This window comes from Stenotrophomonas sp. As-7, assembly GCF_030291015.1.
GTDB lineage: Bacteria > Pseudomonadota > Gammaproteobacteria > Xanthomonadales > Xanthomonadaceae > Stenotrophomonas > Stenotrophomonas lactitubi.
Genome location: NZ_CP127405.1, coordinates 1,614,653 through 1,638,157, shown reverse-complemented (window position 1 = coordinate 1,638,157; position 23,505 = coordinate 1,614,653). Strand labels below are relative to the sequence as shown.

Annotated in this window: 22 protein-coding genes; 17 read left to right on the top strand and 5 right to left on the bottom strand. The window is 66.7% G+C overall.

All coding sequences use genetic code 11. The features are described 5' to 3' along the window. The first annotated feature begins 57 nt into the window (after positions 1 to 57). The 6 genes from QP457_RS07615 to QP457_RS07590 all read left to right on the top strand — a co-directional run bounded on the left by QP457_RS07615 (position 58) and on the right by QP457_RS07590 (position 7,266). The gene (locus QP457_RS07615; RefSeq protein ID WP_099819997.1) at positions 58 to 942 is read left to right on the top strand and encodes a plasmid replication/partition related protein; all 885 of its coding nucleotides are present in this window, start codon (positions 58 to 60) and stop codon (positions 940 to 942) included. A gap of 124 nt (positions 943 to 1,066) precedes the next feature. Beyond that, positions 1,067 to 2,353: a DUF445 family protein gene (locus QP457_RS07610; protein ID WP_089239951.1), complete on the top strand. Its 1,287-nt coding sequence runs from the start codon at positions 1,067 to 1,069 to the stop codon at positions 2,351 to 2,353. A gap of 306 nt (positions 2,354 to 2,659) precedes the next feature. After that, entirely contained in the window at positions 2,660 to 4,888 is a 2,229-nt protein-coding gene (locus tag QP457_RS07605; RefSeq protein ID WP_205403979.1) for a TonB-dependent siderophore receptor, read from the top strand. A 106-nt stretch (positions 4,889 to 4,994) separates the two neighbouring features. Beyond that, positions 4,995 to 5,315 (top strand): DUF3649 domain-containing protein, encoded by a 321-nt coding sequence (locus QP457_RS07600; RefSeq protein ID WP_025875358.1) that lies wholly within the window; start codon positions 4,995 to 4,997, stop codon positions 5,313 to 5,315. Continuing rightward, positions 5,312 to 6,940 (top strand): PepSY-associated TM helix domain-containing protein, encoded by a 1,629-nt coding sequence (locus QP457_RS07595; protein WP_205403980.1) that lies wholly within the window; start codon positions 5,312 to 5,314, stop codon positions 6,938 to 6,940. Before QP457_RS07600 ends, QP457_RS07595 begins: the two co-directional genes overlap by 4 nt. Further along, positions 6,937 to 7,266, top strand: coding sequence for a DUF3325 domain-containing protein (locus QP457_RS07590; protein WP_205403981.1), 330 nt, complete (start codon positions 6,937 to 6,939; stop codon positions 7,264 to 7,266). Before QP457_RS07595 ends, QP457_RS07590 begins: the two co-directional genes overlap by 4 nt. 62 nt (positions 7,267 to 7,328) lie before the next feature. Here the strand turns inward: QP457_RS07590 and rlmKL are convergent, their stop codons facing one another. Then, positions 7,329 to 9,467, bottom strand: a complete 2,139-nt coding sequence (gene rlmKL / locus QP457_RS07585; protein ID WP_205403982.1) for a bifunctional 23S rRNA (guanine(2069)-N(7))-methyltransferase RlmK/23S rRNA (guanine(2445)-N(2))-methyltransferase RlmL — start codon at positions 9,465 to 9,467, stop codon at positions 7,329 to 7,331. A 144-nt stretch (positions 9,468 to 9,611) separates the two neighbouring features. Then, positions 9,612 to 10,136: a hypothetical protein gene (locus QP457_RS07580; RefSeq protein WP_205403983.1), complete on the bottom strand. Its 525-nt coding sequence runs from the start codon at positions 10,134 to 10,136 to the stop codon at positions 9,612 to 9,614. 72 nt (positions 10,137 to 10,208) lie between these two features. Between QP457_RS07580 and QP457_RS07575 the strand changes: the two genes are divergently transcribed. Then, complete coding sequence (locus QP457_RS07575; protein WP_089239939.1) at positions 10,209 to 10,775, top strand: N-acetylmuramoyl-L-alanine amidase; 567 nt, start codon at positions 10,209 to 10,211, stop codon at positions 10,773 to 10,775. Positions 10,776 to 11,104: 329 nt separating this feature from the next. Here QP457_RS07575 and QP457_RS07570 read toward each other — a convergent pair whose 3' ends face one another. The 3 genes from QP457_RS07570 to QP457_RS07560 all read right to left on the bottom strand — a co-directional run bounded on the left by QP457_RS07570 (position 11,105) and on the right by QP457_RS07560 (position 13,637). Next, positions 11,105 to 12,007 (bottom strand): sulfurtransferase, encoded by a 903-nt coding sequence (locus QP457_RS07570; RefSeq protein WP_205403984.1) that lies wholly within the window; start codon positions 12,005 to 12,007, stop codon positions 11,105 to 11,107. Continuing rightward, on the bottom strand, positions 12,004 to 12,807 hold the full coding sequence (locus QP457_RS07565) for a CoA pyrophosphatase (protein ID WP_100464395.1): 804 nt from the start codon (positions 12,805 to 12,807) through the stop codon (positions 12,004 to 12,006). The genes QP457_RS07570 and QP457_RS07565 overlap by 4 nt, the downstream gene beginning before the upstream one ends. A gap of 128 nt (positions 12,808 to 12,935) precedes the next feature. Continuing rightward, positions 12,936 to 13,637, bottom strand: a complete 702-nt coding sequence (locus QP457_RS07560; RefSeq protein ID WP_089239934.1) for an FKBP-type peptidyl-prolyl cis-trans isomerase N-terminal domain-containing protein — start codon at positions 13,635 to 13,637, stop codon at positions 12,936 to 12,938. 166 nt (positions 13,638 to 13,803) lie between these two features. Between QP457_RS07560 and QP457_RS07555 the strand changes: the two genes are divergently transcribed. The 10 genes from QP457_RS07555 (at position 13,804) to pstB (ending at position 23,494) form a co-directional block, all read left to right on the top strand. Continuing rightward, positions 13,804 to 14,598, top strand: a complete 795-nt coding sequence (locus tag QP457_RS07555; protein ID WP_205403985.1) for an enoyl-CoA hydratase-related protein — start codon at positions 13,804 to 13,806, stop codon at positions 14,596 to 14,598. A gap of 4 nt (positions 14,599 to 14,602) precedes the next feature. Further along, the gene (locus QP457_RS07550; RefSeq protein WP_099819988.1) at positions 14,603 to 14,956 is read left to right on the top strand and encodes a hypothetical protein; all 354 of its coding nucleotides are present in this window, start codon (positions 14,603 to 14,605) and stop codon (positions 14,954 to 14,956) included. Beyond that, the gene (gene nth, locus QP457_RS07545) at positions 14,956 to 15,645 is read left to right on the top strand and encodes an endonuclease III (RefSeq protein WP_099819987.1); all 690 of its coding nucleotides are present in this window, start codon (positions 14,956 to 14,958) and stop codon (positions 15,643 to 15,645) included. Before QP457_RS07550 ends, nth begins: the two co-directional genes overlap by 1 nt. 228 nt (positions 15,646 to 15,873) lie before the next feature. Next, positions 15,874 to 17,085, top strand: a complete 1,212-nt coding sequence (locus QP457_RS07540) for an OprO/OprP family phosphate-selective porin (protein ID WP_205403986.1) — start codon at positions 15,874 to 15,876, stop codon at positions 17,083 to 17,085. Between the two features lie 110 nt (positions 17,086 to 17,195). Continuing rightward, positions 17,196 to 17,975: a hypothetical protein gene (locus QP457_RS07535; protein WP_205403987.1), complete on the top strand. Its 780-nt coding sequence runs from the start codon at positions 17,196 to 17,198 to the stop codon at positions 17,973 to 17,975. Positions 17,976 to 18,111: 136 nt separating this feature from the next. Further along, entirely contained in the window at positions 18,112 to 19,131 is a 1,020-nt protein-coding gene (gene pstS, locus QP457_RS07530) for a phosphate ABC transporter substrate-binding protein PstS (protein ID WP_180164222.1), read from the top strand. 510 nt (positions 19,132 to 19,641) lie between these two features. Continuing rightward, a complete protein-coding gene (gene pstS, locus QP457_RS07525) occupies positions 19,642 to 20,730 on the top strand; it encodes a phosphate ABC transporter substrate-binding protein PstS (protein ID WP_180164220.1) in 1,089 nt (362 codons plus the stop codon). Between the two features lie 82 nt (positions 20,731 to 20,812). After that, positions 20,813 to 21,781, top strand: coding sequence for a phosphate ABC transporter permease subunit PstC (pstC, locus tag QP457_RS07520; protein WP_025875378.1), 969 nt, complete (start codon positions 20,813 to 20,815; stop codon positions 21,779 to 21,781). Then, positions 21,781 to 22,644 (top strand): phosphate ABC transporter permease PstA, encoded by an 864-nt coding sequence (gene pstA / locus QP457_RS07515; protein WP_180164219.1) that lies wholly within the window; start codon positions 21,781 to 21,783, stop codon positions 22,642 to 22,644. Before pstC ends, pstA begins: the two co-directional genes overlap by 1 nt. A 19-nt stretch (positions 22,645 to 22,663) precedes the next feature. After that, positions 22,664 to 23,494, top strand: a complete 831-nt coding sequence (pstB, locus tag QP457_RS07510; protein ID WP_025875381.1) for a phosphate ABC transporter ATP-binding protein PstB — start codon at positions 22,664 to 22,666, stop codon at positions 23,492 to 23,494. The last annotated feature ends 11 nt before the right edge of the window (positions 23,495 to 23,505 follow it).

The window sequence follows — 23,505 nt, the reverse complement described above, 5'->3', positions numbered from 1 at the left end:
GACGGTGGTGGCGAGCGGGTACAATGGGCGGTTCCGCTCCTGCCCGTTGCCGTGCCCATGAACATCGTCGTCAAAGAAGAACTCAAGGCCTACATCGACCCGCTCACCGCGGACGAACACGAGGCGCTGGAGCGCAGCATCCTCGCCGAAGGCTGCCGCGATGCGCTGGTGCTGTGGGGCGAGGTGCTGGTGGATGGACACAACCGTTACGGCATCTGCCAGAAGCATGGCCTGCCGTTCAATACCGTGCAGAACACCCGCTTCCAGAGCATGGAAGACGTGCACCTGTGGATGATCGAGCAGCACCTGGGCCGGCGTAGCGTCTCCGATTTCCAGCGCGGCGTGCTGGCCCTGCGCAAGCGCGACATCCTGTCCGCGCGCAAGCAGGTCGAGCAGGCGCAGCTGCAGCGCGAAAGCGATGGCACCGCCGAGCCTGCCGACGAGGCCGGCGAAGACAGCCCGCCGTGGGAGCCGGCACCGAAGATCAGCCGCGCCGAACTGGCCCGCGAAGCCAAGCTGAGCACCAGCCAGGTCGGCATGATCGAACGCATCCACGCCCAGGCCGCGGCCGAGGTGGTGGAAGCGGTGAAGGCCGGCATGATCTCGATCAGCGCCGCCGCTGCCGTGGCCGACCTGCCGGAAGAAGAGCAGCGCGCCGCTGCCGCCGGTGGCAAGGATGAACTGAAGCAGGCTGCAAAGCGTGTGCGTGAATCCAAGCGCAAGCCGCGCGCGCCGAAGCCGGAAACGGAGTCGCCGGAAATGGACTTCGAAGAAGCCAACGAGGATGAGATCGCCAGCCGCGATGCCGAGGTACTGGCTGCGCTGGAGCAGCTGGGCGAGGATGCCCCGGCGCTGCGCCGTCGCGTGGTGAACCTGACCCGCGAGAATGACACCCTGCGCGCACAGCTGGCCCACCTGCGCAAGCAGCTGGAAGCGCTGTAACCGATCGCGTCACGCCGCTGTAGAGCCGAGCCCATGCTCGGCTGCCTTGCGCGCGGCAAAGAGCAGCCGAGCATGGGCTCGGCTCTACAGGTAGGCGTCACCGGCCTGCGGGTAGACTTCAGGCATGACGTCTGCCATCGATCCGCGCCGCGCTCAGCTGCGGCGCCTGAAAGCCCTCGCCCTTGGCCTGTTGCTGTTTATGCTGGCCGGCTTCGCGGTCAGCCACTGGCAGGGTGAGCGCGGCATCTGGGCCTGGGTCTCGGCCTTCTGCGAGGCTGCCGCCGTCGGCGCACTCGCGGACTGGTTCGCGGTAGTCGCCCTGTTCCGGCGGCCGATGGGCCTGCCGATTCCGCATACGGCGATCATTCCGCGCAGCAAGGAACGCATCGGCGACAGCCTGGCCCTGTTCGTGCGCGACCAGTTCCTGGAACCGACGGTGCTGCTGGCCAAGCTGCAGGTGTTCGACCCGGCCAGCCGCCTCGGCAGCTGGCTGGCCGATCCCGCGCGGTCACGGATGCTGGCCGACATGGCCCGTGGCTGGGCACTGCAGGCGCTGGACTTCTTCGATGAAGCTGCGGTGCGACGGCAGCTGCACAGCTTCGTGGTGCAGCAGCTGCGGCAGTGGAATGCCGCGGCCACCGCCGGCGAACTGCTGGGCCTGCTGACCGCCGATGGCCGCCACCAGCGGGTGCTGGACGAAGGCCTGCAACGGTTGGGGCGTTGGCTGGAACAGCCGGAAGTGAAGGAACGCGCTTCGCAGCTGATCGTGCGCTACATCCAGCGCGAATGGCCGACGCTGTCGAGCACGGTGAACTGGATCAAGCCGATCGATGAGATCGGCGACAACCTTGCCGAACGCCTGGCACGGGCGGTGCTGGAAGAACTGCAGCAGGTGCTGGCCGAGCCGCAGCATCCGCTGCGCCAGGATTACGAGCAGTGGCTGGGCAACTACGTGCAGCGCCTGCGCGAAGACCCGGCACTGGCCGAGCGCATCGAGCAGCTCAAGCAGGAAATGATCGACCACCCTGCCCTGCAGGAGTACGTACAGGGCCTGTGGTCGCGCATCCAGGCCAGCCTGCGCGGCGATCTGCAGCGCGAGGATTCGGCACTGGTCGGCCATCTGCAGCGCAGCCTGGCCTCGCTGGGCGACAGCCTGCAATCGGACCCGGCGTTGCGCGAGGCGTTGAACCAGCACCTGCTGGAAGGCGCACAGCGCCTCACCGGGCGCCTGCGCGAGGGCGTCACCACCCATATCGCGCAGACCGTGAAGAGCTGGGACGAGCGCCACCTGGTCGAGCAGCTGGAACTGAGCGTGGGCCGTGACCTGCAGTTCATCCGCTTCAACGGCACCCTGGTCGGCGGCCTGATCGGCCTGCTGCTGCATGCGGCGACTGTTCTGTTCCGCTTCTAGGCTGAGATTCCGGAGCCCTGGCCAGTAGATCCACGCCATGCGTGGATGACCGAGGCTGTCACGCTTGCTTAACGAAATGCGAATGCCTATCATTTACTGATCGGTTGTACGCTTAGCCAAGCGGGGCACGGAAGCACGCGCCCACCCGCCCCTTCGCCCGTGTACATCCCCCGACCACTGGGTCGCCTGCCTGCCGCAGGTGGCGCACCGTCGATGGGAATCACGCTGGGTAACGTGCGCGGAGCGCATGGCTGCCATGGGTGCGTTTGCCATCGCCTGTTTTTTGTCCTGCATGGAATCGCACCGATGGCATCGCTCCTGACTACTCCCCGTCCAACCCTGCTGGCCCTGGCCGTGACCGCACTGTTGATCGCACCGTTGGCACACGCTGAGGAAGGTTCTGCCGACCCCTCTGCGCGCACCCTGGACACCGTCCAGGTCACTGCCGATGGCGACATTGCCGACAGCTACACCGTCAAGCGGGCCAGCACCGCAACCAAGCTCGGCCTGTCACTGCGCCACACCCCGCAGTCGATGACCGTGGTGACCCGGCAGCGGCTGGACGACATGGGCCTGTTCTCCCTGTCCGATGTGATGGGCCAGGTCACCGGCGTAGCGGTGTCGGTCACCGACAGCGAACGCATCAACTACGTTTCGCGCGGGTACAACATCACCAATTTCCAGGTCGATGGCATGCTCAACACCTTCGGTGGCTACATCAAGACCAACACCGACAGCGTGATCTACGACCGCATCGAAGTGGTGCGTGGTGCCACCGGCCTGACCACCGGTGCCGGTGATCCGTCGGGCACCATCAACTTCGTCCGCAAGCGCCCCACCGATACGTTCCAGATGAGCGCCAACCTGACGCTCGGCCGCTGGGGCAACCAGCGCCTGGAAGCCGACCTCGGCGGTCCCATCGCCCTGGATGGCCGCATCCGCGCCCGCGTGGTCGCTGCCAAGCAGCAGAGCGATTCGTTCCGCGATGTGTACAAGCTGGACAAGGACGTCTTCTACGGCATCGTCCAGGCCGACATCACCGACACCACCCTGCTGGAAGCCGGCTATGAGTACCAGTCGCCGCGCACCACCGGCGTGACCTGGGGCGTGGTGCCGTACTGGGGCGCCGATGGCAAGCCGGCCAACCTGCCGCGCTCGACCAACCTGTCGGCGCGCTGGAGCAGCTGGCCGATCATCGAAAAGAGCGCCTTCGCCCGCCTTGAACAGCAACTGGGCCATGGCTGGGCCGCGAAATTCGCCTACACCCGCTCCAAGCGCGAGACCGACGGCGCGGTCTGGTATGGCGCGTCCGGTTACCCGCGTGCCGATGGCAGCGGCATCTCTGCCTTCGTCGGCAGCTTCGGTGAAAACGGCGACATGCAGGTGTTCGACTTCAACGTCGGCGGTCCGTTCCAGTTGTTCGGCCGCGAACACGAACTGGTATTCGGCTTCGGCCAGTCGGTGCGCAAGGGCGAAGTGCCTGCGAGTGAAACCGCCGACTATCCGGACAGCTACGCCCGCGTGCCGGACTGGCGCAGCTGGAACGGCGACGTCGCGCCGCTGCAGGTCACCCGCCTGGGCTATCTCGCCTCGGAAGACGAACTGCGCCAGCGTGCCGCCTACCTGGCCGCACGCCTGCAGCTGGCCGAGCCGCTGACCGCCGTGCTCGGCGCCCGCTACGGCAGCTGGGAAACGCGCAGCTGGAACTACACCCACGACGCCGCCGGCCGCCTGACCGGTACCACCCGCGGTGGCTACAAGCCTGACGACTCACTCACGCCGTACGCGGGCTTCATCTACGACTTCAACCGTTACTTCAGCGGCTACGTCAGCTACACCGACATCTTCCAACCGCAGAACTACCGCGACAAGGCCAACAACTACCTCGAACCGGTCGTCGGTGACATGTGGGAAGCCGGGCTCAAGGCCGAGTTCTTCGATGGCCTGCTCAACACCTCGGTCGCGGTGTTCAAGGGCGAGAAGGACAACGTCGCCGAGCTGGATGATTCGGTGCCGGAAAACTCGTTGCCCGGTGGCATCAGTGCCTACCGCTCCACCGGCAAGGGCAACAAGGTGAAGGGCTGGGAAATCGAAGCGCAGGGCAGCCTGGGCGAGCACTGGAACCTGTCGACGGGGTTCACCCACACCGTCAGCCGCAATGCACTGGGCGTTCGCCAGAACACCACCGTTCCGGTCGATCTGTTCCGCCTCAACGCCAGTTGGCGCCCGGGTGGTGCCGAAGGCCGCTTCTGGATTGGTGGCGGCGCGACCTGGCAGAGCGGCATCTGGAGCCTGAGCAACAAGCCGCGCGATGACTTCCTGGTCAGCGGCAAGCGCGACCGCGTGGCGATCGAACAGGGTGACATCTACCTGCTCAACCTGTCGGCCGGCTATCGCTTCAACGAGAACTTCAGCGCCCAGGTGAACGTGAACAACCTGCTGGACAAGAAGTACTACAACCGCGTCGGTTTCTACGACGGCGTGTACTGGGGCGAACCGCGCAACGTGATGATGACGCTGCGCTGGAAGCTCTGACGATCTGATGGATGGCGCCGGTTCTGCGACCGGCCACGGCCACGGATGGCCAACCCCGGCGCGCTTCGGTGCGCCGGTCCTCTTTCATTCAACCTGCAGGACCGCCGTGGACCGCTCGCCCGCAACCGCCAGCCCCCGCCTCAGCACCTTCTTCGCCAACCCGCGATGGGGCGTGCTGTCCCGATCCCTTGCCGCCATCTTCGGCGGCTACGCGCTTGCCTCGATGACCACCGTGTTCTGTGCGCTGGCCCTGCCGGGCGCGCGCGGCCAGGCTGTGCTGACCGGCATGCTGCTGGCGATCCTGGTCGCCGCCTGTGCGGCGCTGTGGGCGTTCGCCACCCGCAGTGCGCTGCGCGCCTGGGTCGGCATTCTCGCCCCCACCCTGCTGATGGCCGGCATTTCGCGCCTGCTGGGAGCGTGGGCATGAAGAATGGATTCCGCCAATCGATGGCCTGGCTGCACACCTGGACCGGCCTGCTGGTCGGCTGGCTGCTGCTGCTGATCTTCATGGCCGGCACCGCCAGCTACTACCGCGAGGAAATCAGCCGCTGGATGCGCCCGGAACTGCCGCGCAGCACGGTCAGCACCGACGAAGCGGCGCAGCGCGCGGCCGACTACCTGCTGGCCAATGCACCACAGGCCGAGAGCTGGTTCGTCACCCTGCCGCAGCCGCGCAATCCGGCCATGCAGATGTTCTGGCGGTTGCCAGCCGAGCTGGCCGACCCCGCCAAGGGCCGACGCGGCGCCTTCGGTGATGCCACCCTGGACCCCAACACCGGCACCGAGCTGAAGGCCCGCGAGACCCGTGGCGGCGACTTCTTCTACCGCCTGCATTTCGACCTGCACTACATTCCCGTGCTGTGGGCGCGCTACCTGGTGGGCTTCTGCGCGATGTTCATGCTGGTGGCGATCATCACCGGCGTGATCACCCACAAGAAGATCTTCAAGGACTTCTTCACCTTCCGGAAGGACAAGGGCCTGCGCTCCTGGCTGGACTTCCACAACGTCAGCGCGGTGATGGCCCTGCCCTACCACGCGATGATCACCTACACCGGCATCGTCACGTTGATGATCATGTACCTGCCGTGGGGAGTGAACGCGGCCTACGGCACCGACCAGGATGCCTTCTACGCGGAGGCCTTCGGTGGCCTGCCCGAAGTCACCGCGCCCGCCGAAGGCAAGGCCGCACCGCTGCCGCTGCGGCAGCTGCTGGACAGCGCCCGCACGCACTGGCACGGCACCGAGGTGGCCGGTTTCAGCGTCGCCAACCCCGGCGCCGCCAACGCGGTGATCGACATCCGCCAGCGCGACGGCAAACGCTTGTCCATCGATACCCCCGCGCTGCGCTATGACATGGTCACTGGCGCGCTGCTGCAGGAAACCCCGCCTTCCGGTGGCGCCACCGCCACCCGTGGCGTGCTGTATGGCCTGCACCTGGCCCGCTTCGCCGATTGGGGCCTGCGCGCCCTGTTCTTCCTGTCCGGCCTGACCGGCTGCCTGATGGTGGCCAGTGGCGTGGTGCTGTGGGCAGTGAAGGAGCGCCCGAAGCATGCCAAGAGCGGCCGCACCGGCTTCGGCCTGCGCCTGGTCGATGCACTGAACATCGGCGCCGTGGCCGGCCTGCCGATCGCCTTTGCCGCCTATTTCTGGGGCAACCGGCTGCTGCCGCTCGGCCTGGCCGAGCGCTCCAACGCCGAGGCGAACGTGTTCTTCTACGCGTGGGGCGCCTCGTTGCTGGCAGCCTTCCTCTGGCCCAAGCGGATGATGTGGGCGTGGCAGCTGTACATCGGCGCGGCCGCGTTCGCGCTCATTCCGCTGGTGAACGCGCTGACCACCCACGCGCACCTGGGCGTGACCCTGTTCAACGGTGACTGGGCATTGGCCGGTTTCGACCTGTCGATGATCGCCTTCGGCGCGATGCTGGCCCTGTGCGGCTGGCGCATGCAGCGCTGGACGCCACCGCTGACTGCCGCCGAGAAGAAGAAGCGCGCGGCGGCCGCTGCAGCGACGAAGGCACCGGCCGATGCAGTGGAAGCGGAGGCCAGCGCATGATGCTGCTGGTACTGGGGTTGTCGTTCACAGCGTTCACCGCGCTGTCGCTGGCGATGGAAAAGCACCAGCAGGAACTGCACGGCAAGGCAGCGGCGTCACCGGTACGGCGCACGCAATGGCGGGTGCTGGGCTGGCTGCTGCTGACCGTGGCGTTCGCGCTGTGTGTGCTCGACCACGGCTGGGCAATGGGCCCGGTGCTGTGGCTCGGCGCGCTTACGCTGGGTGGCATCGTGCTGGCGTTCGCGCTGTATCCGTACCGGCCGAAATGGATCGCACCGCTGGCGGTCGCGCTGCCGGTGATCGGGCTGGTGGTGGCGTTGGTGTAGCCGAAGCCACCTGGGTCGGAGCCCTTGCGCGAAGTGCAAGGGATCCGACCCCGGACATCGGTTCACGCCAGGCGCTTCAGCTCCCACGCACGATGGATGCGTGCGTTGCGCTCGAAATCCGGGCCGATGGTGCTGGCGCTGATCTCGCGGCATTGGGCGAATTCGGCGATGGCGTTCTCTTCCAGCTTGAAGCGGCGGAAGTTGTTGGAGAAGTACAGCACGCCCCCCGGTGCCAGTCTTGCGACGGCCGCACGCAGCATCTTCACCTGTTCGCGCTGCACGTCGAAGTCCTCGGCGCGGGCCGAGTTGGAGAACGTTGGCGGGTCGCAGAAGATCACGTCGTACTGGCCGCGATCGCCTTCCAGCCATGCCATCGCATCGGCCTGCACCAGCAGGTGCTGATTGCCGCCCTGCCCGTTCAAGGCCAGGTTGTCGTAGCACCACTGCAGATAGGTGGCCGACAGGTCGACGCTGGTGGTGCTGGCCGCACCGGCCACCGCCGCCTGCACACTGGCCACGCCGGTGTAGCAGAACAGGTTGAGGAAACGCTTGCCGCGCGCCTGCTCGGCCATCAGGCGACGCAGCGGGCGATGGTCGAGGAACAGGCCGGTATCAAGGTAATCGAACAGGTTCACCTGCAGCAGCGCGTTGTTCTCGCGTACCACGAGGAACTCATCACGCTGCTCGAAACGGCCGTACTTGCTGCCGCCCTTGCCACGTTCGCGCGACTTCATCGACACCTGTTCCGGCGGTACGCCGAACACCTCGCGCGCAGCGGCCAGCAGTTCATTGCGGCGGCGGCGCACGTCGTTCTCGGGAATCGCGGCCGGTGCGGCGTACTCCTGCACATGCAGGAACGTGCGGCGCTGGCCGCCATCCTCTTCGTACACGTCGATGGCCGCTGCGTATTCCGGCAGATCGGCGTCGTAGGCGCGGAAACAGGTGATGCCTTCGCGCGCGCGCCAGCTCTTGAACTTTTTCAGGTTCTTGCGCAGGCGGTTGGCCACCATCTGCGCGCCTTCGCTCAGCTCGCGCACCTGTGCCGGATCGCGACCCGGCACCGCGATCGGATCGCAGACGATCAGTGCACATTCCAGTGCACCATTGAACATCTGGTACTTCTTGCCCGCACGCAGGCCGGTAGCGAAGGCCAGTTCGTCATTGCCGCACAGCAGGCTGGCGCGCCACTGCGGCACCGCCTTCTGCAGGGCATTGCCCAGCTTGCGATACAGCGCCGGATCGGCCGCCAGGCGCTCGTCATACGGCGGGTTGCAGACCACCGCGCCGATCTCCTGCTCCGGGGTGGGCAGGTCGACCACATCGGCGCGGGTGAAGCGGATGGCATGGGCGACGCCGGCCACTTCCGCGTTCTCGCGCGCCGCTTGGATCGCCACCGGATCGATGTCGCTGCCGTGGATGACCGGCTTCAGCGCAGCCAGGCCGGCCGCTTCGCGATCACGCGCTTCGCTCTGGATGGTTTTCCAGGCCGCCTTGTCGAAGCCCAGCCAGCGGCTCGGCGGCAGGCTGCCATGGCGCATCAGGCCGGGAGCGACGTCGGCAGCCATCAGCGCGCCTTCGATCAGCAAGGTGCCGCTGCCGCACATCGGGTCCAGCAGGCCGCCACCGGCAGCATGCAGGCGCGGCCACTGTGCACGCATCAGCAGCGCGGCAGCCAGGTTTTCCTTCAACGGCGCGTCATGGGCAGCACCGCGCCAGCCACGGCGGTGCAGCGGGCCACCACCGAGGTCGATCGACAGCGAGGCGCGGCCCTTGCGCAGCGACAGGTTGACGCGCACATCCGGCAGATCGGTGTTGACCGAGGGGCGCTCGAGCCCTTCGTCACGCATGCGGTCGACGATGGCGTCCTTGATCCGCTGCGCGGCGAAACGGGCATGGGTGATCTTGTCGCCGGACACATGCGCGTCCACCGCCAGGGTCATCTCCGGCTTGATGTGTTCGTGCCACGGCAACGCGCGCACGCCGTCATACAGCGCCTGCTCGTCCGGGCATTCGAATTCGTCGATCGGCCACAGCACGCGGCTGGCCAGCCGCGACCACATGACGATCCGCAGCGCCTGATCCAGTTCGCCATCGGCATTGACGCCGGCGATGGTGGCAGTGGCCTTTTCCAGGCCGAGGGCCGACAGCTCATCGGCAAGCAGGTATTCCAGGCCCTTGGCGCAGGAGACAAAAAATTTCACGGGATCGGTTCGCAGGTGGTCAGGCGCGGCAGGGAGCCGGGCCATTCGGAAGGGAGGGCCGTAGGCACGGCCGGCAGGCCCGCGCCGGGGGCGGCGGGGCTGCCATTGTAGTCAATGCGGGCGGGCGCGCCGTGCGCCCGGGCTTCACAGCTGCCGCAGCAGGCGCTCGAAGGCCTGCGCGGAGGCCTCCACGTGGTGTTCCAGGCGATGGCCGTCGTCCACCAGCAGCAGCTGCGCCGAGCGCGCCTGCGCCCAGGCGATGACCCCGGCAGCCGGCACCACCTCGTCATAGGCCTGCACCACCGTGGTCGGCACCGGTGCGGCGTCCAGCGCCGGCATCGGGCCCATGGTGGTCGGCGGCACCATCAGGAACAGGCCGGCCACCGGCACCTGCAGCGAGGCGATGGCCGAGATGTAGGCGCCCAGGCTGGAGCCGGCCAGCACCACCGGGCCCTGCGCGGCGGCAGCGGCAGTGCGCTCGATCAGGCGCTGCAGGCGGGTGCGCACGTCACCAACGCGGCTGACCTCGCTCATCGCGTCGAGGTCGGTGTAATCGGGGCGTTCATGGGTCCAGCCCAGGCGCTCGGCGACCTCGGCCAGGGCGGTGACCTTGGTCGCCTCCGGGCCGCTCTCGAAGCCGTGCGACAGGATGCAGTGACCGCGACTCATGCGTGCGCTCCCACGGAGCGGACCGACAGCAGAAGGGAAGGCAGTTTCATTCGGCAATGCTAGCATCGCTGCATGCCCAACCCGCTCCTGCCCGGCCTGCAGCTGCAGCCGCTGCCCTACCACGACCGCCTGCCCGTGCGCGATCCATCCAGCCTGGCGATGGTGGTGATCCACTGCACCGAACTGCCCGACCTGGCCACCGCCCGCGAGTACGGCGAGCGCGTGCTGTACGACAGCGGTGCCGGCAACAGCGGGCATTTCTACATCGACCGCGACGGCAGCGTGGTGCAGTACGTGGCGCCGGAGCGCATCGCCCACCACGTGCGCGGCATGAATGCCGACTCGGTGGGCATCGAACTGGTCAATTCGGGGCGCTACCCGCACTGGCTCGACAGCCGCCACCAGGCGATGGACGAGCCCTACACCGAAGCGCAGCTGCTGGCGTTGGAGCGGTTGCTGCAGGCGCTGGTGCTGCAGTACCCGTCGCTGCGGCAGATCGCCGGCCACGACCAGTTGGACCTGGAGCAGGTACCTGCCAGTGACGACCCGGCCGTGACCGTGGCGCGCAAGCGCGATCCGGGCCCGTTGTTCCCGTGGCAGCGGATCCTGGCCAAGGTGCCGCTGCAGCCGCTGGGGTGAGGGCCGGCAGGGCTGCGCCCTGCACCCGCCGAATCAACGTCAACGTCAACGTCAACGTCAGAAGCGTGCATTCCGTGGGATGGCGGGATGGGTCCGGTTGCGAGGGACGCCGTAAACCCGTCCCTGGGGGCTTGGCCGCGGCATCCATGCCGCGGACACCCTCGCAACCGGACCCACCCCGCCTTCGACAGGTTCCCGCGATCTGTCGGGACGGCACGGCTCGCTTTTGATGGGTGTCGACCGCGCTGCTGTTGGTAGGTGTCGACCTTGGTCGACACATGGATCCACGCCATGCGTGGATGAACGTCAAATCGATCTGCCCGCTTCGCTCAGGCGCCGGTAGCCACCGGGCGGCTGCTGTCGCTGACCCAGCCACTCCAGGAATCGGCATAGATGCGCGCGCCGGACAGGCCCGCACTTTCCATCGCCAGCAGCAGATGGCAGGCGGTCACACCCGAGCCACACATCAGGACCACGCGCTGCGGGTCGTGGTTGCCGATCACGCCCTGCAGTTCGGCGCGCAGTTCCTGTGCGTCACGCAGGCTGCCGTCCAGCACGTTCAATGCGAACGGTCGATTGACTGCCCCCGGCACATGGCCGGCGACCGGGTCCAGCGGCTCCACCTCGCCACGGAAACGCTCGCCTGCGCGGGCGTCGACCAGCCAGCCCGGAGCATGCTTCAGGCGCGACTCGACCTCTTCAGCGCTGGCAATCTGGCTGGTATCGAAACGCCCCGGATATGCGGGCAACGCCGCGACCTCGCTGCTGCCGGTCGCGAGCGGCTGGCCGGCGGTCTGCCAGGCAGCGATGCCGCCATCAAGGACAGCCACCTTCGTGTGCCCGATCAGGCGCAGCAGCCACCACAGTCGCGCAGCGGCCATGCTGCCATCGCTGCCGTCATACACCACCACCTGCGTGTCGGGGCCGATGCCCCATTGCCCCAGCCGTGTGGCGAACGCATCGCTGTCCGGCAACGGGTGGCGCCCATGTCCGACCCGCGTCAGGTCGGACAGGTCGCGGTTGAGATCGGCATGCACCGCACCGGGAATGTGTCCCTGCGCATAGAGGCCATTGCCCGCCTGCGGATCGGCGAGCGATGCACGTGCATCGACCACGCGTACGGCAGTGCTTGCGGTCGCGCGGGCATCGACCACGCGTACCCCATCGCCCAGCACCGCAGCCAGGGTCGCAACATCGACGAGGGTGGTCCACGGCGGATCGGTCGGCTTCATTGCACTTGCTCCAGGCGGCGACGCAGGTTGTACAGGATGGCCGCAGTGGCGCCCCAGATGCGCTGGCCGGGCCAGCCGTACTCGAGGACATGGCGGACGCGGCCGCGATGGTTGATTTCAACCTGGCGCAGGTTGTCGGCGGCCATCAGATAGTCCAGCGGCACTTCGAACACCTCGGCCACTTCGCTGGGCTGCGGTACCGCCACGAAATCCGGATCGATCACCGCTACCACCGGGGTGACTCGGTAGCCGGTGATGGTCACGAACGGATCGAGATAACCCAGTGCCTGCACCTGCGTCGGCGCCAATGCGATTTCTTCCTGGCTTTCGCGCAGTGCTGCGGCCAGCGCATCACGATCATCCGGCTCGGTACGGCCACCGGGAAAACCGACCTGGCCACCATGTTGCCGAAGGGTTTCGGTACGCCGGGTCAGGATCACCTGCGCACCGTTGGCGCGCGGGACGATGCCGGCCAGCACGGCCGCCTCGACCGGTGGGCCCGGGGGCAGCAGATCATCCAGTTCACTGCGGTTCCAGCCGTCACCTGCCGGCGGTTCGGCCAGCGGATGCAGCGCGCGCAGCAGGCGCTCGTGATCGGCCAACGAGCCTCGCAGCGACTGCTGCAGCTGTTGGCGCAGTGGCAGCACGCGTTGCAGGATGTGGGTGCGCTCGCTGTCGCTCATCGACGACCACCGTGCGATTTCGTCGATATGCCGCCCGCAGCCGGCGCACAGCCGGTTGCGATCCAGCTTGCACACGTTGATGCAGGGGCTTGCGACAGCACGCGCCGTTTCTTCCATTATTTGCACCGGTCAACAGTAGCGCGAATGGGCCGGATTTGGGATGGGCCCGCACGGCTGCTGCGTACCGCAGAAACAAAAACGCGCCGGTGGAATCACCGGCGCGTTGATGTTGACGCTGTTTCTTCTTACTTGACGCTGATCAGCTTGATCTCGAACTGCACAGCCACGTTCGGCGGGAACGGGGTGCGCGGGTCGGCGCCATAGGCCTGATCCGGCGGCAGGGACACTTCCCACTTCGAGCCAGCCGGCATCTGCAGCAGGGTCTCGCGCATGGCCTTCATTTCGACTTCGCTGACCTTGATCGACGGAATCTGCTGGGCCGGACGAGCCTCGGTCGGGCGCTGGCCGTACGGGAACGGACCGGCCACTTCCAGCTGCACGGTGCTGGCCTGGGTCGGCTTGGCACCCTTGCCGGCTTCGATCACACGGTACTGAACGCCGCTCGGCAGGGTCTGCACGCCCGCCTTTGCCTTGTTCTGCGCCATGAACTGATCGCTCTTGGTCTTGTTGTCGGCAGCAGCCTTTTCGTACTCGGCCTTGGCGGCCTGGGCACGGCCCTGCTCGCGCTTCTGGAACGCTTCAACGGCCGGCTTCAGCTGCTCGGCGGTGATCGCCGGCTGCTTCTTGGCGTAGGCGTCCTGCAGACCCTTCACCACCGAGTTGATGTCCAGCTGCTCACCGCGACCGGTCAGCTCCGCCAGGTTGTTGCCGTAGTCGTAACCGAAGTAGTAGCTCAGCTTGCCCTTCTCGGACGCGATGTCCTGGGCGAAGGCATTGCCCGTCAGGGCCAGGGCCGCGACGGCGACCGCGATAGAACGCAACTTCATCAAACAGTTCTCCAGGGGTGGTAACTCAGGGACGTTCTGCGCCGCCCTGAGGCGACGGGTTAGGATAACGGCCACAACGTGTAACCGCTACTCACCACGCAGGCTATGACCTGTCTGCGTTTACAGAGTTCAATCTCACTTTTTTTTAACGTTCCAGGAGTTTCCCGTGGCCGAGGCCCCCGCTCCCCACCCGGTCGCCATCAGCGACGACGGCGCCATCCGCACCATTACCGTGCAGCGACCGGACAAGCTCAACGCCCTCAATGCCGCGACCCTGCAGGCTCTGGCCGAGGCGTTCAGCGACGCCGCCGCCGATCCGGCGGTACGGGTGGTGGTGCTGACCGGCGCCGGCCCCAAGGCCTTCGTGGCGGGGGCCGACATCGCGGAAATGAACACATTGAGCGCGGTTCAGGGACGTGACTTCTCCCTGCTCGGCCAGGCCCTGATGCGCCGCATCGAACGCATGCCCAAGCCGGTGATCGCCCGCGTGAACGGTTTTGCGCTGGGCGGCGGGCTGGAGCTGGCCATGGCCTGCCACCTGCGCATTGCGGCCGATTCCGCCAAGGTCGGCCAGCCGGAGATCAATCTCGGCCTGATTCCCGGCTTCGGTGGCAGCCAGCGCCTGCTGCGCCTGTGTGGCCGCGCGGCCACGCTGGAGCTGTGCCTGCTGGGCACCCCGCTCGATGCCGCACGCGCGCTGGCCCTGGGCATCGTCAACGAAGTGGTGCCTGCCGCCGAGCTCGACGCCCGCGTGCAGGCCCTGGCCCGGCAGCTGGCACAGTCGGCGCCGCTGGCGCTGCGTGGCCTGCTCGATGCGGTGCACGTGGGTGGCGAATGCAGCCTGGACGCCGGCCTGGAATACGAAAGTGCGCAGTTCGGCCTGCTGTTCGCCACCGAGGACATGCGCGAGGGCACCAGCGCCTTCCTGCAGCGCCGTCCTCCCGCCTTCCAGAACCGCTGACGCCATGGCATCCCGACCCAATCCCGTGCTGCTGTTCGCCCGGGTCCAGGCAGACGATCCTGATGGCGCGCTGCAGGCTGGACTGATGGACTACGTCGTGCGCGCTGGCGATGACCGGCTGCTGCCCGACCATCCAGACCTGCCGGACCGCCTCTGCCAGATGCAGCTGCAACTGCAGCGTGCATGGGCCGCGCGCGAACGTTTCCGCGCACGCGCGGTGCGCCTGGCCCGACGCGAGGCCGAGCGTGATGCGCGTCGCACGCCCGCGCCGGCGCCGGACGCCAAACCCGCCCTGCCCGCCGCAGCGGCCGCCATCCTCGCCCGGGCCAAGGCCCGCGCCGCCGGCAAGGAGCAGTAATGGCGACAGCGAAGAAGACCGCGCGCGCACCTGCGCGCCGCGGCGGTACGATGCCGCGCGCCGACGTGGTGGAAATGTTCACCCGCCTGCGCGAACTCAACCCGCATCCGAAGACCGAGCTTGAATACAGTTCGCCGTTCGAACTGCTGGTGGCGGTCGCACTGTCGGCGCAGGCCACCGACGTCGGCGTCAACAAGGCCACCCGTCGCCTGTTCCCGGTTGCCAACACGCCGGCGAAGATCCTAGCCCTGGGCGAAGAGGGACTGAAGAAGTACATCGCCACCATCGGCCTGTTCAACGCAAAGGCGAAGAACGTGATCGCCACCTGCGCGCTGCTGCTGGAGAAGCACGGCGGCGAAGTGCCACGCGATCGCGATGCACTGGAGGCCCTGCCCGGTGTCGGTCGCAAGACCGCCAACGTGGTGCTCAACACCGCCTTCGGCGAACCGGTGATGGCGGTGGACACGCATATCTTCCGTGTCGCCAACCGCACTGGACTTGCGCCAGGAAAGAACGTGCGCGAGGTCGAAGACCGATTGGTCAAAGCGATTCCCGCCGAGTTCCTGCTGGATGCGCACCACTGGCTGATCCTGCACGGACGGTACGTGTGCAAAGCACGCAAACCGGATTGCCCTGGGTGCGTGATTGCCGATCTTTGCCGGTTCAAGGACAAGACCCTCGCCGAGTGATGGCGGCATCGGCGCATGACGTGGATGCACGGAAACACCAGCCACGCATGGCGTGGATCTACTGCAACCGGGGCGCAATCCGGGCGTCATACGTAACCGGTTCCAATGGCAGGCCCAGCCGCGACGGGGCCTGCGGCGGATCGCGGCCGTGCGCGAACTGTCACATTTACGCAATCTTCACGTTTTAGCCTGCGCGCATCTTCCCACCTGCCTGCAAGGCTCCTCTCCATGAAACTGCATCACCAACTCCTGACGGTCGCCGTGGCTGCTGCGCTGTATGTGCCGGCCGCCCACGCCGAAGTCGCCATCGATGTGATCGGCGGTTCGGAAATCACCTTCGAAGGCCTGGTCCAGGCCGACGGCAACTGGTACGACAATGACGTCGTGGACCTCAACGGCGGTGACGCCGGCAACGGCAAGAACAGCGAGTTCGAACTGCGTCGCGCCGAGCTGGTGCTGAAGGGCAAGGGCCCGGGCAACGTGGAGTGGGTGGTCGGCTATGACGCCAAGGCCGACAAGTTCCTCGACACCAACGTGAAGTACAAGCTGCTGGGCAACGCCAACCACTTCATCCAGGTCGGCCAGTTCAAGCAGCCCAACAGCCTGGAAGAGCTGTCCAGCACCAAGAACAACGACTTCATCTCCAAGGCTGCGGTCACCAACACCTACGCCGTCGCCCGTCGCCTCGGCGGTGCCTACAGCTACGGCCAGGACAACTGGTCGGTCACCGCCAGCGCCTTCGGCCGCGAACTGACCCGCAACCTGGCCCACGGCAGCGGCTACGGCGCACGTGGTACCTGGGCCCCGATCAACGAGAAGGGCCAGGTCCTGCACTTCGGCCTGAGCTACGTGAACTACGACACCGACGCAGACACCCTGCGCGTGCGTGCCCGCCCGAACGCTGACCTGGCCACCGCGCGCCTGGTCGACAGCGGCAACCTGGTCGACACCGACCGCGTCAGCACCATCGGCGCCGAAGCGATGTACTTCCAGGGTCCGTTCAAGGCCCAGGCCGAGTACTACACCAGCAAGGCCAAGCGCATGGCCAACGACAACTACACCAGTGACGGCTACTACGTCAGCGGCGTGTGGAACGTCACCGGCGAAAGCTGGAGCTACAAGGGCGGCACCCCGGGCACCGGCCTGCCGAACAACCCGGCCGGCGGCCAGTGGCAGCTGGGCGTGCGTTACGACCACATGGACCTGAACGACGGCAACCTCGCCGCCAACCCGGTGGCCGGCCGTCCGCCGATCGTCGATGGCGTGCTCGGCGGCAAGATGGACATCTGGACCGTCGGCGCCAACTGGTACTGGCGCTCGAACTTCAAGCTGATGCTCAACTACGTGATGGTCGACAGCAAGAAGTACAGCTCGACCGCCCGTGGCTTCGTCAACGACGATCCGAACATCCTGGAAGCCCGCGCGCAGTTCTTCTGGTAAGACCGGAAGCACGCGTTCGAACGAAGGCACGGCTCCGGCCGTGCCTTCGTCGTTGTGGGCAGGCGGTAGGCGCGCGATGATGCCCTGCCCTGTCGACATGGACCTTCGGGATGCCCCCTTCCCTCCGCCTGCGCCGCCTGCTGTGCGCTGCCCTGCTCACCGCGCTGCCCGTCACCGCGCTCGCCTGTGACGATGCAGAGGCCGTGCGCGAGGCCGCGTATCGACAGCTGCCGGCTGGCGCGTTGCCAGTGACGGCACGCTTCACCGATGCCGACAGCAGCGCCTGCCGTGCGTGGCCCGCACAACCCGGCACGACCCTGCTGGCCGTCGCGCAATGGACCGAGCCCGCCTCGGAAGACGTGCGCGGTGGCGACCTGGACCTGCTGCTGATCGACACCGCCAGTAGCCGGCCACTGGCCTGGACCCGCGTGGCCGATGCGGTCAGCAGTGATGCGCTGCGCTTCACCGGGCTCCGCCTGGACACCGCACGCTGGCAACTGGATCCGGCCACCCGCGCGTTTGGCGTGCGCATGGACTACAGCGGCAGCTCAGGCCCCAACCCGTTCGCACAGACCGAACTGCAGTTGTTCGTGCGCAATGGCCGACAGCTGCGCCGGGTGCTTGCCCCGCTGGCCGTCAGCGGCAGTCGCGGCGAATGGGATACGCGCTGCGCCGGCGAGTTCAGCCGCTTCGAGCGCACGCTGGAAATGGGCAGCAGCAACTCCCCTGGTCTGGCACCGATCGTGGTGCGCGAAAAGCGCACCGATACGATCAGCGTTGCCGTGGGTGACGACTGCCATGCAACCGACACGACGGCACCTGCGCAGCGCTGGACACTGCTGCCCAGCGACGGTCGCTATGCCGTTCCGGAGGCGTTGCGCGGGCTCTGAAAGGGAGGCGTCGGCAGCGCCATGACGGCTGTCACGTCCGCGTCATATGACAGACGCGGGCGTGTCATGGAACCGTTATGGAATGTGCACCGAAACGTCGGGCAGCCGCCCCTCGACCACCCCAGGAGTCTCTCCCGTGATCCACGCCTTCAAGTCGCGCGCCGCCGTCGCCATTCTGGCCGCGTCGTCCGTGTTCGCCGCCAACGCCGCCGATGTCACCGGCGCGGGCGCTTCGTTCATCTACCCGGTGATGTCCAAGTGGTCGGCCGACTACAGCACCGCCACCGGCAAGAAGGTCAACTACCAGTCGATCGGTTCCGGCGGTGGTATCGCCCAGATCAAGGCCGCGACCGTGGACTTCGGTTCGTCCGATGCGCCGCTGAAGCCGGAAGAGCTGGCGGCCGCCGGCCTGGCCCAGTTCCCGTCGGTGATCGGCGGCGTGGTGCCGGTGATCAACGTCGCGGGCGTCGCCCCGGGCGCGCTGAAGCTGGACGGCCCGACCCTGGCCAACATCTTCCTGGGCAAGATCACCACCTGGAACGACCCGGCCATCGCCGCCCTCAACAGCGGCCTGACCCTGCCCAGCGGCAAGATCACCATTGTCCATCGTTCGGACGGCTCGGGCACCACCTTCAACTTCGTCAACTACCTGTCCAAGGTCAGCCCGGAGTGGAAGAGCAAGGTCGGTGAAGGCACCTCGGTGCAGTGGCCGGCCGGCATCGGCGGCAAGGGCAACGAAGGCGTTGCTGCCTACGTGAAGCAGATCAAGGGCGGCATCGGCTACGTCGAACTGTCCTACGCGCTGCAGAACAAGATGTCCTACGCGGCGATGAAGAACGCGGCTGGCAAGATCGTGCAGCCGTCGGACGCCTCGTTCTCGGCCGCCGCGGCCAGCGCCGACTGGGCCAACGCCCGTGACTTCTACCTGGTGATGACCAACGCCCCGGGCGCTGACGCATGGCCGATCACCGCCACCAACTTCATCCTGGTGCGCAAGCAGCCGAAGAACGTGGCGGGCGCCAAGGCCACCCAGGAGTTCTTCCGCTGGGTCTACAGGAATGGCGATGCGCAGGCCAAGCAGCTGGACTACGTGCCGCTGCCGGACGCACTGGTGCGCCAGATCGAGACCTACTGGACGCAGAACCTGAAGTACTGAGTTTCGTTGCAAGGCGTTCCCCCGCAGGAACGGGGTCGGCGGGTCCTCTCTCCCCCGCCGGCCCCACCGGGCGCTGGATCCTTCGGGGTCTGGCGCTCTTCTTTTTTGTGCGGTTGGTCGTGAAAGGCGCTGCGCCTGCGTTGATGTGTTGTTGCGGCGATGGGCCGGGCTGCACAGGACACGCCGTGAACCCGTCCGTGGGGGCTCGGCCACGGCATCCATGCCGTGGACGGTCCTGCGCAGCCCGGCCCACCGCCTTCCGACAGTCCATCGGGGGCACGGTGGGGTCATGGAAGGCAGGAGCAGGAGCAAGAGCAACGGCCCGGGAACCGCGCAGACGCGCAGTTGGCGCCGTCAGCCGGCCCGGCGGCCAACCGTGAATCCCCCGAAACCCTTGCCAGAACGTGATCCAGGACACCTCTGTCATGGACGTCATACGGCTGTAACAAAAACATCATTTCATAGCCGCATCCGCCGACACCGTCGGCTCTACCCCGCTATGGAGTGACCATGAAACTGCACTCGGCCAGCCTTGCCGCCCTTTCCCTGGCCATCGCCCTGGGCCTCTCTGCCTGCGGTGGCGACAAGCAGGCCGCACAGCAGCCGGCCGCTGACGGCGCCGCTGCTCCGGCCGCCGCCGGCGACAAGGTGACCGCTGAGGTCTCCGGTGCTGGCGCCTCCTTCATCTTCCCGCTGGTGTCCAAGTGGTCGGCCGACTACAACACCGCCACCGGCGCCAAGATCAACTACCAGTCGATCGGTTCCGGTGGTGGCATCGCCCAGATCAAGGCCGGTACCGTTGATTTCGGTTCCTCCGACAAGCCGCTGAGCAGCGATGAGCTGGCCCAGGCCGGCCTGGCCCAGTTCCCGTCGGCCATCGGCGGCGTGGTGCCGGTGGTCAACATCGACGGCCTGGAAGCCGGCAAGCTGCGCCTCAGTGGCGCCCTGCTCGCCGACATCTTCCTGGGCAAGGTCAAGACCTGGAACGACCCGGCCATCGTCGCGGCCAACCCGGGCGTGACCCTGCCGGACGGCAAGATCACCATCGTCCACCGTTCGGACGGTTCGGGCACCACCTTCAACTTCTCCAACTACCTGTCCAAGGTCAGCCCGGAGTGGAAGAGCAAGGTCGGCGAAGGCACCTCGGTGCAGTGGCCGGACGGCGTGGGTGGCAAGGGCAATGAAGGCGTCGCCTCGTACGTGAAGCAGATCAAGGGTTCGATCGGCTACGTCGAACTGGCCTACGCCCTGCAGAACGCGATGCCGTACGCCTCGCTGCAGAACGCTGCCGGCACCTGGGTGCAGCCGAACGCTGAAACCTTCGCCGCCGCTGCTGCCAGCGCCGACTGGGCCAGCGCCAAGGACTTCAACCTGGTCATCACCAACGCACCGGGCGAGCAGGCGTGGCCGATCACTGCCACCAACTTCATGCTGATGCAGAAGAAGCCGAAGGATGCCAAGCGCAACCAGGATGCGCTGGCCTTCTTCAAGTGGGCCTTCGAAAGCGGCCAGACCCAGGCCAACGAACTGCACTACGTGCCGCTGCCGGCCGAGCTGGTCAAGCAGATCGAAGCCTACTGGGCGACCGAACTGAAGTGATGGAACCGACGGTGCCCGCCACGTGCGGGCACCGTCTCCTGAACATCGTGCTGCCCCGCCCCTTCCTGGCCCTGCCGTCCCCATGAATGCCATCGCCCAGCCTGTAGCCGCCCCGTCCACGCGTGACACGCGTGATGCCCGCAACGACAAACTGTTCCGATGGGTGCTGGTCGGCACCGTCATCTTCGTCCTGATCGCACTGGCCTGCGCCGCACTGTCGATGCTGTGGGGTGGTCGCCACGCCCTGCAGATGCAGGGCCTGAGCTTCTTCTTCTCCTCCGACTGGAATCCGGTCGAAAACAAGTTCGGCGCCCTCGCCCCGATCTACGGCACGCTGGTCACCGCGCTGATCGCGATGGTCATCGCCGTGCCGGTCAGCTTCGGCATCGCCTTCTTCCTCACCGAAGTGGCACCGCGCTGGCTGCGGGGTCCGGTCGGTACCGCCATCGAACTGCTGGCGGGCATTCCTTCGATCATCTACGGCATGTGGGGCCTGTTCGTGCTGGTGCCGGTGATGACCGAGTACGTCACCCCGTTCCTCAACGAAACCCTGGGCGAATGGCCGATCATCGGACCGGTGTTCCAGGGCCCGCCGCTGGGCATCGGCATGCTCACCGCCGGCTTCGTGCTGGCGATCATGGTCATCCCGTTCATCTCCTCGGTGATGCGCGAAGTGTTCCTGACCGTGCCGACCCGCCTGAAGGAATCGGCCTACGCGCTGGGTTCCACCAAGTGGGAAGTGAGCTGGGACATCGTCCTGCCGTACACCCGTTCGGCGGTGATCGGTGGCGTGTTCCTCGGCCTCGGCCGCGCACTCGGCGAGACGATGGCCGTGGCTTTCGTGATCGGCAACAGCGTGCGCCTGTCGCCGTCGCTGCTGGAACCGGGCACCACCATCGCCGCACTGATCGCCAACGACTTCGGCGAAGCCACCGAAACCTACCGCTCGGCATTGCTGCTGCTCGGCTTCGTCCTCTTCATCGTCACCTTCGTGGTGCTCGCCATCGCCCGCCTGATGCTGATGCGCCTGTCCCGCAAGGAGGGCAACTGATGTCCAGCACCGCTGACTCCCTGTACCTGCGCCGCCGCATCGGCAATGTCATCGCCATCGCGATGTCCTGCGTCACTGCGCTGTTCGGCCTGTTCTTCCTCGGCTGGATCCTGTTCACCCTGGCCTCCAAGGGCCTGGCCGGCATCAACCTGGATCTGTTCACCAAGATGACGCCGCCGCCGATGCAGGAAGGCGGTCTGGCCAACGCCTTCTTCGGCAGTGCGGTGATGTGTGCGCTGGCGATCGGCATCGGCACCCCGCTGGGTGTGCTCGCCGGCACCTGGCTGGCCGAGTACGGCAACGCCCGCAAGGCCGGCACCGTGGTCCGCTTCGTCAACGACATCCTGCTGTCGGCGCCGTCCATCGTGCTGGGCCTGTTCGTCTACACCCTGTACGTGATGCAGACCGGCGGCAGCTTCTCTGCTTTCGCAGGTGCGCTGTCGCTGGCCTTCATCGTGCTGCCGGTGGTGGTGCGTACCACCGACGAGATGCTGCGCCTGGTGCCTTCGCAGATGCGCGAAGCCGCCCTGTCGCTGGGGATCCCGCAGTGGAAGGTGATCGTGCAGGTGCTGTACCGCAGTGCGTCGGCCGGCATCATCACCGGCATCCTGCTCGCACTGGCACGCATTTCCGGCGAGACCGCACCGCTGCTGTTCACCGCCTTCGGCAACCAGTACTGGAACAGCAACGTGTTCCAGCCGATGGCCTCGGTACCGGTGGTGATGAACCAGTTCGCCGGCAGCCCGTATGAATCCTGGCAGGTGCTGGCCTGGGCCGGCGCGCTGGTGCTGACCGTGTTCGTGCTGCTGGTCAGCCTCTCTGCGCGCGGCATCCTGCTGCGCAACCGTATCTCCCATGACTGACCTTTCCGTGGATACCGCCATGAACGACCTTTCCAACGCCGTGCCGATGCAGCGCATCGTGGTGCCGGCCTCGCACGAGAACCTGCACGCTCCGGCACCGGTCAAGCTCGCCGCGCGTGGACTGGACTTCTACTACGACAAGTTCCACGCCCTGAAGGGCATCAACCTGGAGATCCCGGAAAAGCGCGTGACCGCGCTGATCGGTCCCTCCGGTTGCGGCAAGTCGACCCTGTTGCGCATCTTCAACCGCATCTACGCGCTGTATCCGAAGCTGGAAGCGCGCGGTGAAGTGATCCTCGACGGCGAGAACATCCTGTCGCCGAAGTACCCGATGAACCGCCTGCGCAGCAAGGTCGGCATGGTGTTCCAGAAGCCGGTGCCGTTCCCGATGACCATCTTCGAGAACGTGGCCTACGGCATCCGCCACCACGAAAAACTGTCCAAGGCGGACATGGCCGACCGTGTCGAGCACGCACTGCGCCAGGGCGCACTGTGGGACGAAGTGAAGGACAAGCTCAACCAGAGCGCGCTGGGCCTGTCCGGCGGTCAGCAGCAGCGTCTGTGCATCGCCCGTGCCGTGGCCCTGCGCCCGTCGGTGCTGCTGCTGGACGAGCCGACCTCGGCGCTGGATCCGATCTCCACCAGCCGCATCGAGCAGCTGGTGGAAGAACTGAAGCACGAGTACACCATCGTGATCGTCACCCACAACATGCAGCAGGCCGCGCGCGTGTCCGATTACACCGCCTTCATGTACCTGGGCGACCTGATCGAGCACGACCGCACCGAAGTGATCTTCTCGCAGCCGTCCAAGCAGCAGACCGAGGATTACATCACCGGTCGCTTTGGCTGACCGGCGCTGAC

What these genes read in the sequence shown, in the direction of transcription:
- QP457_RS07570 (WP_205403984.1), bottom strand. Translation starts at nt 12,007, where the DNA reads ATGAAGCCGACCGATCCGCCGTGGACCACCCTCGTCGATGTTGCGACC.
- nth (WP_099819987.1), top strand. Translation starts at nt 14,956, where the DNA reads ATGGCGACAGCGAAGAAGACCGCGCGCGCACCTGCGCGCCGCGGCGGT.
- pstA (WP_180164219.1), top strand. Translation starts at nt 21,781, where the DNA reads ATGTCCAGCACCGCTGACTCCCTGTACCTGCGCCGCCGCATCGGCAAT.
- QP457_RS07560 (WP_089239934.1), bottom strand. Translation starts at nt 13,637, where the DNA reads ATGAAGTTGCGTTCTATCGCGGTCGCCGTCGCGGCCCTGGCCCTGACG.
- pstB (WP_025875381.1), top strand. Translation starts at nt 22,664, where the DNA reads ATGAACGACCTTTCCAACGCCGTGCCGATGCAGCGCATCGTGGTGCCG.
- QP457_RS07605 (WP_205403979.1), top strand. Translation starts at nt 2,660, where the DNA reads ATGGCATCGCTCCTGACTACTCCCCGTCCAACCCTGCTGGCCCTGGCC.
- pstC (WP_025875378.1), top strand. Translation starts at nt 20,813, where the DNA reads ATGAATGCCATCGCCCAGCCTGTAGCCGCCCCGTCCACGCGTGACACG.
- QP457_RS07615 (WP_099819997.1), top strand. Translation starts at nt 58, where the DNA reads ATGAACATCGTCGTCAAAGAAGAACTCAAGGCCTACATCGACCCGCTC.
- QP457_RS07540 (WP_205403986.1), top strand. Translation starts at nt 15,874, where the DNA reads ATGAAACTGCATCACCAACTCCTGACGGTCGCCGTGGCTGCTGCGCTG.
- QP457_RS07565 (WP_100464395.1), bottom strand. Translation starts at nt 12,807, where the DNA reads ATGGAAGAAACGGCGCGTGCTGTCGCAAGCCCCTGCATCAACGTGTGC.
- QP457_RS07580 (WP_205403983.1), bottom strand. Translation starts at nt 10,136, where the DNA reads ATGAGTCGCGGTCACTGCATCCTGTCGCACGGCTTCGAGAGCGGCCCG.
- QP457_RS07575 (WP_089239939.1), top strand. Translation starts at nt 10,209, where the DNA reads ATGCCCAACCCGCTCCTGCCCGGCCTGCAGCTGCAGCCGCTGCCCTAC.
- QP457_RS07610 (WP_089239951.1), top strand. Translation starts at nt 1,067, where the DNA reads ATGACGTCTGCCATCGATCCGCGCCGCGCTCAGCTGCGGCGCCTGAAA.
- QP457_RS07590 (WP_205403981.1), top strand. Translation starts at nt 6,937, where the DNA reads ATGATGCTGCTGGTACTGGGGTTGTCGTTCACAGCGTTCACCGCGCTG.
- QP457_RS07595 (WP_205403980.1), top strand. Translation starts at nt 5,312, where the DNA reads ATGAAGAATGGATTCCGCCAATCGATGGCCTGGCTGCACACCTGGACC.
- QP457_RS07550 (WP_099819988.1), top strand. Translation starts at nt 14,603, where the DNA reads ATGGCATCCCGACCCAATCCCGTGCTGCTGTTCGCCCGGGTCCAGGCA.
- pstS (WP_180164220.1), top strand. Translation starts at nt 19,642, where the DNA reads ATGAAACTGCACTCGGCCAGCCTTGCCGCCCTTTCCCTGGCCATCGCC.
- QP457_RS07535 (WP_205403987.1), top strand. Translation starts at nt 17,196, where the DNA reads ATGCCCCCTTCCCTCCGCCTGCGCCGCCTGCTGTGCGCTGCCCTGCTC.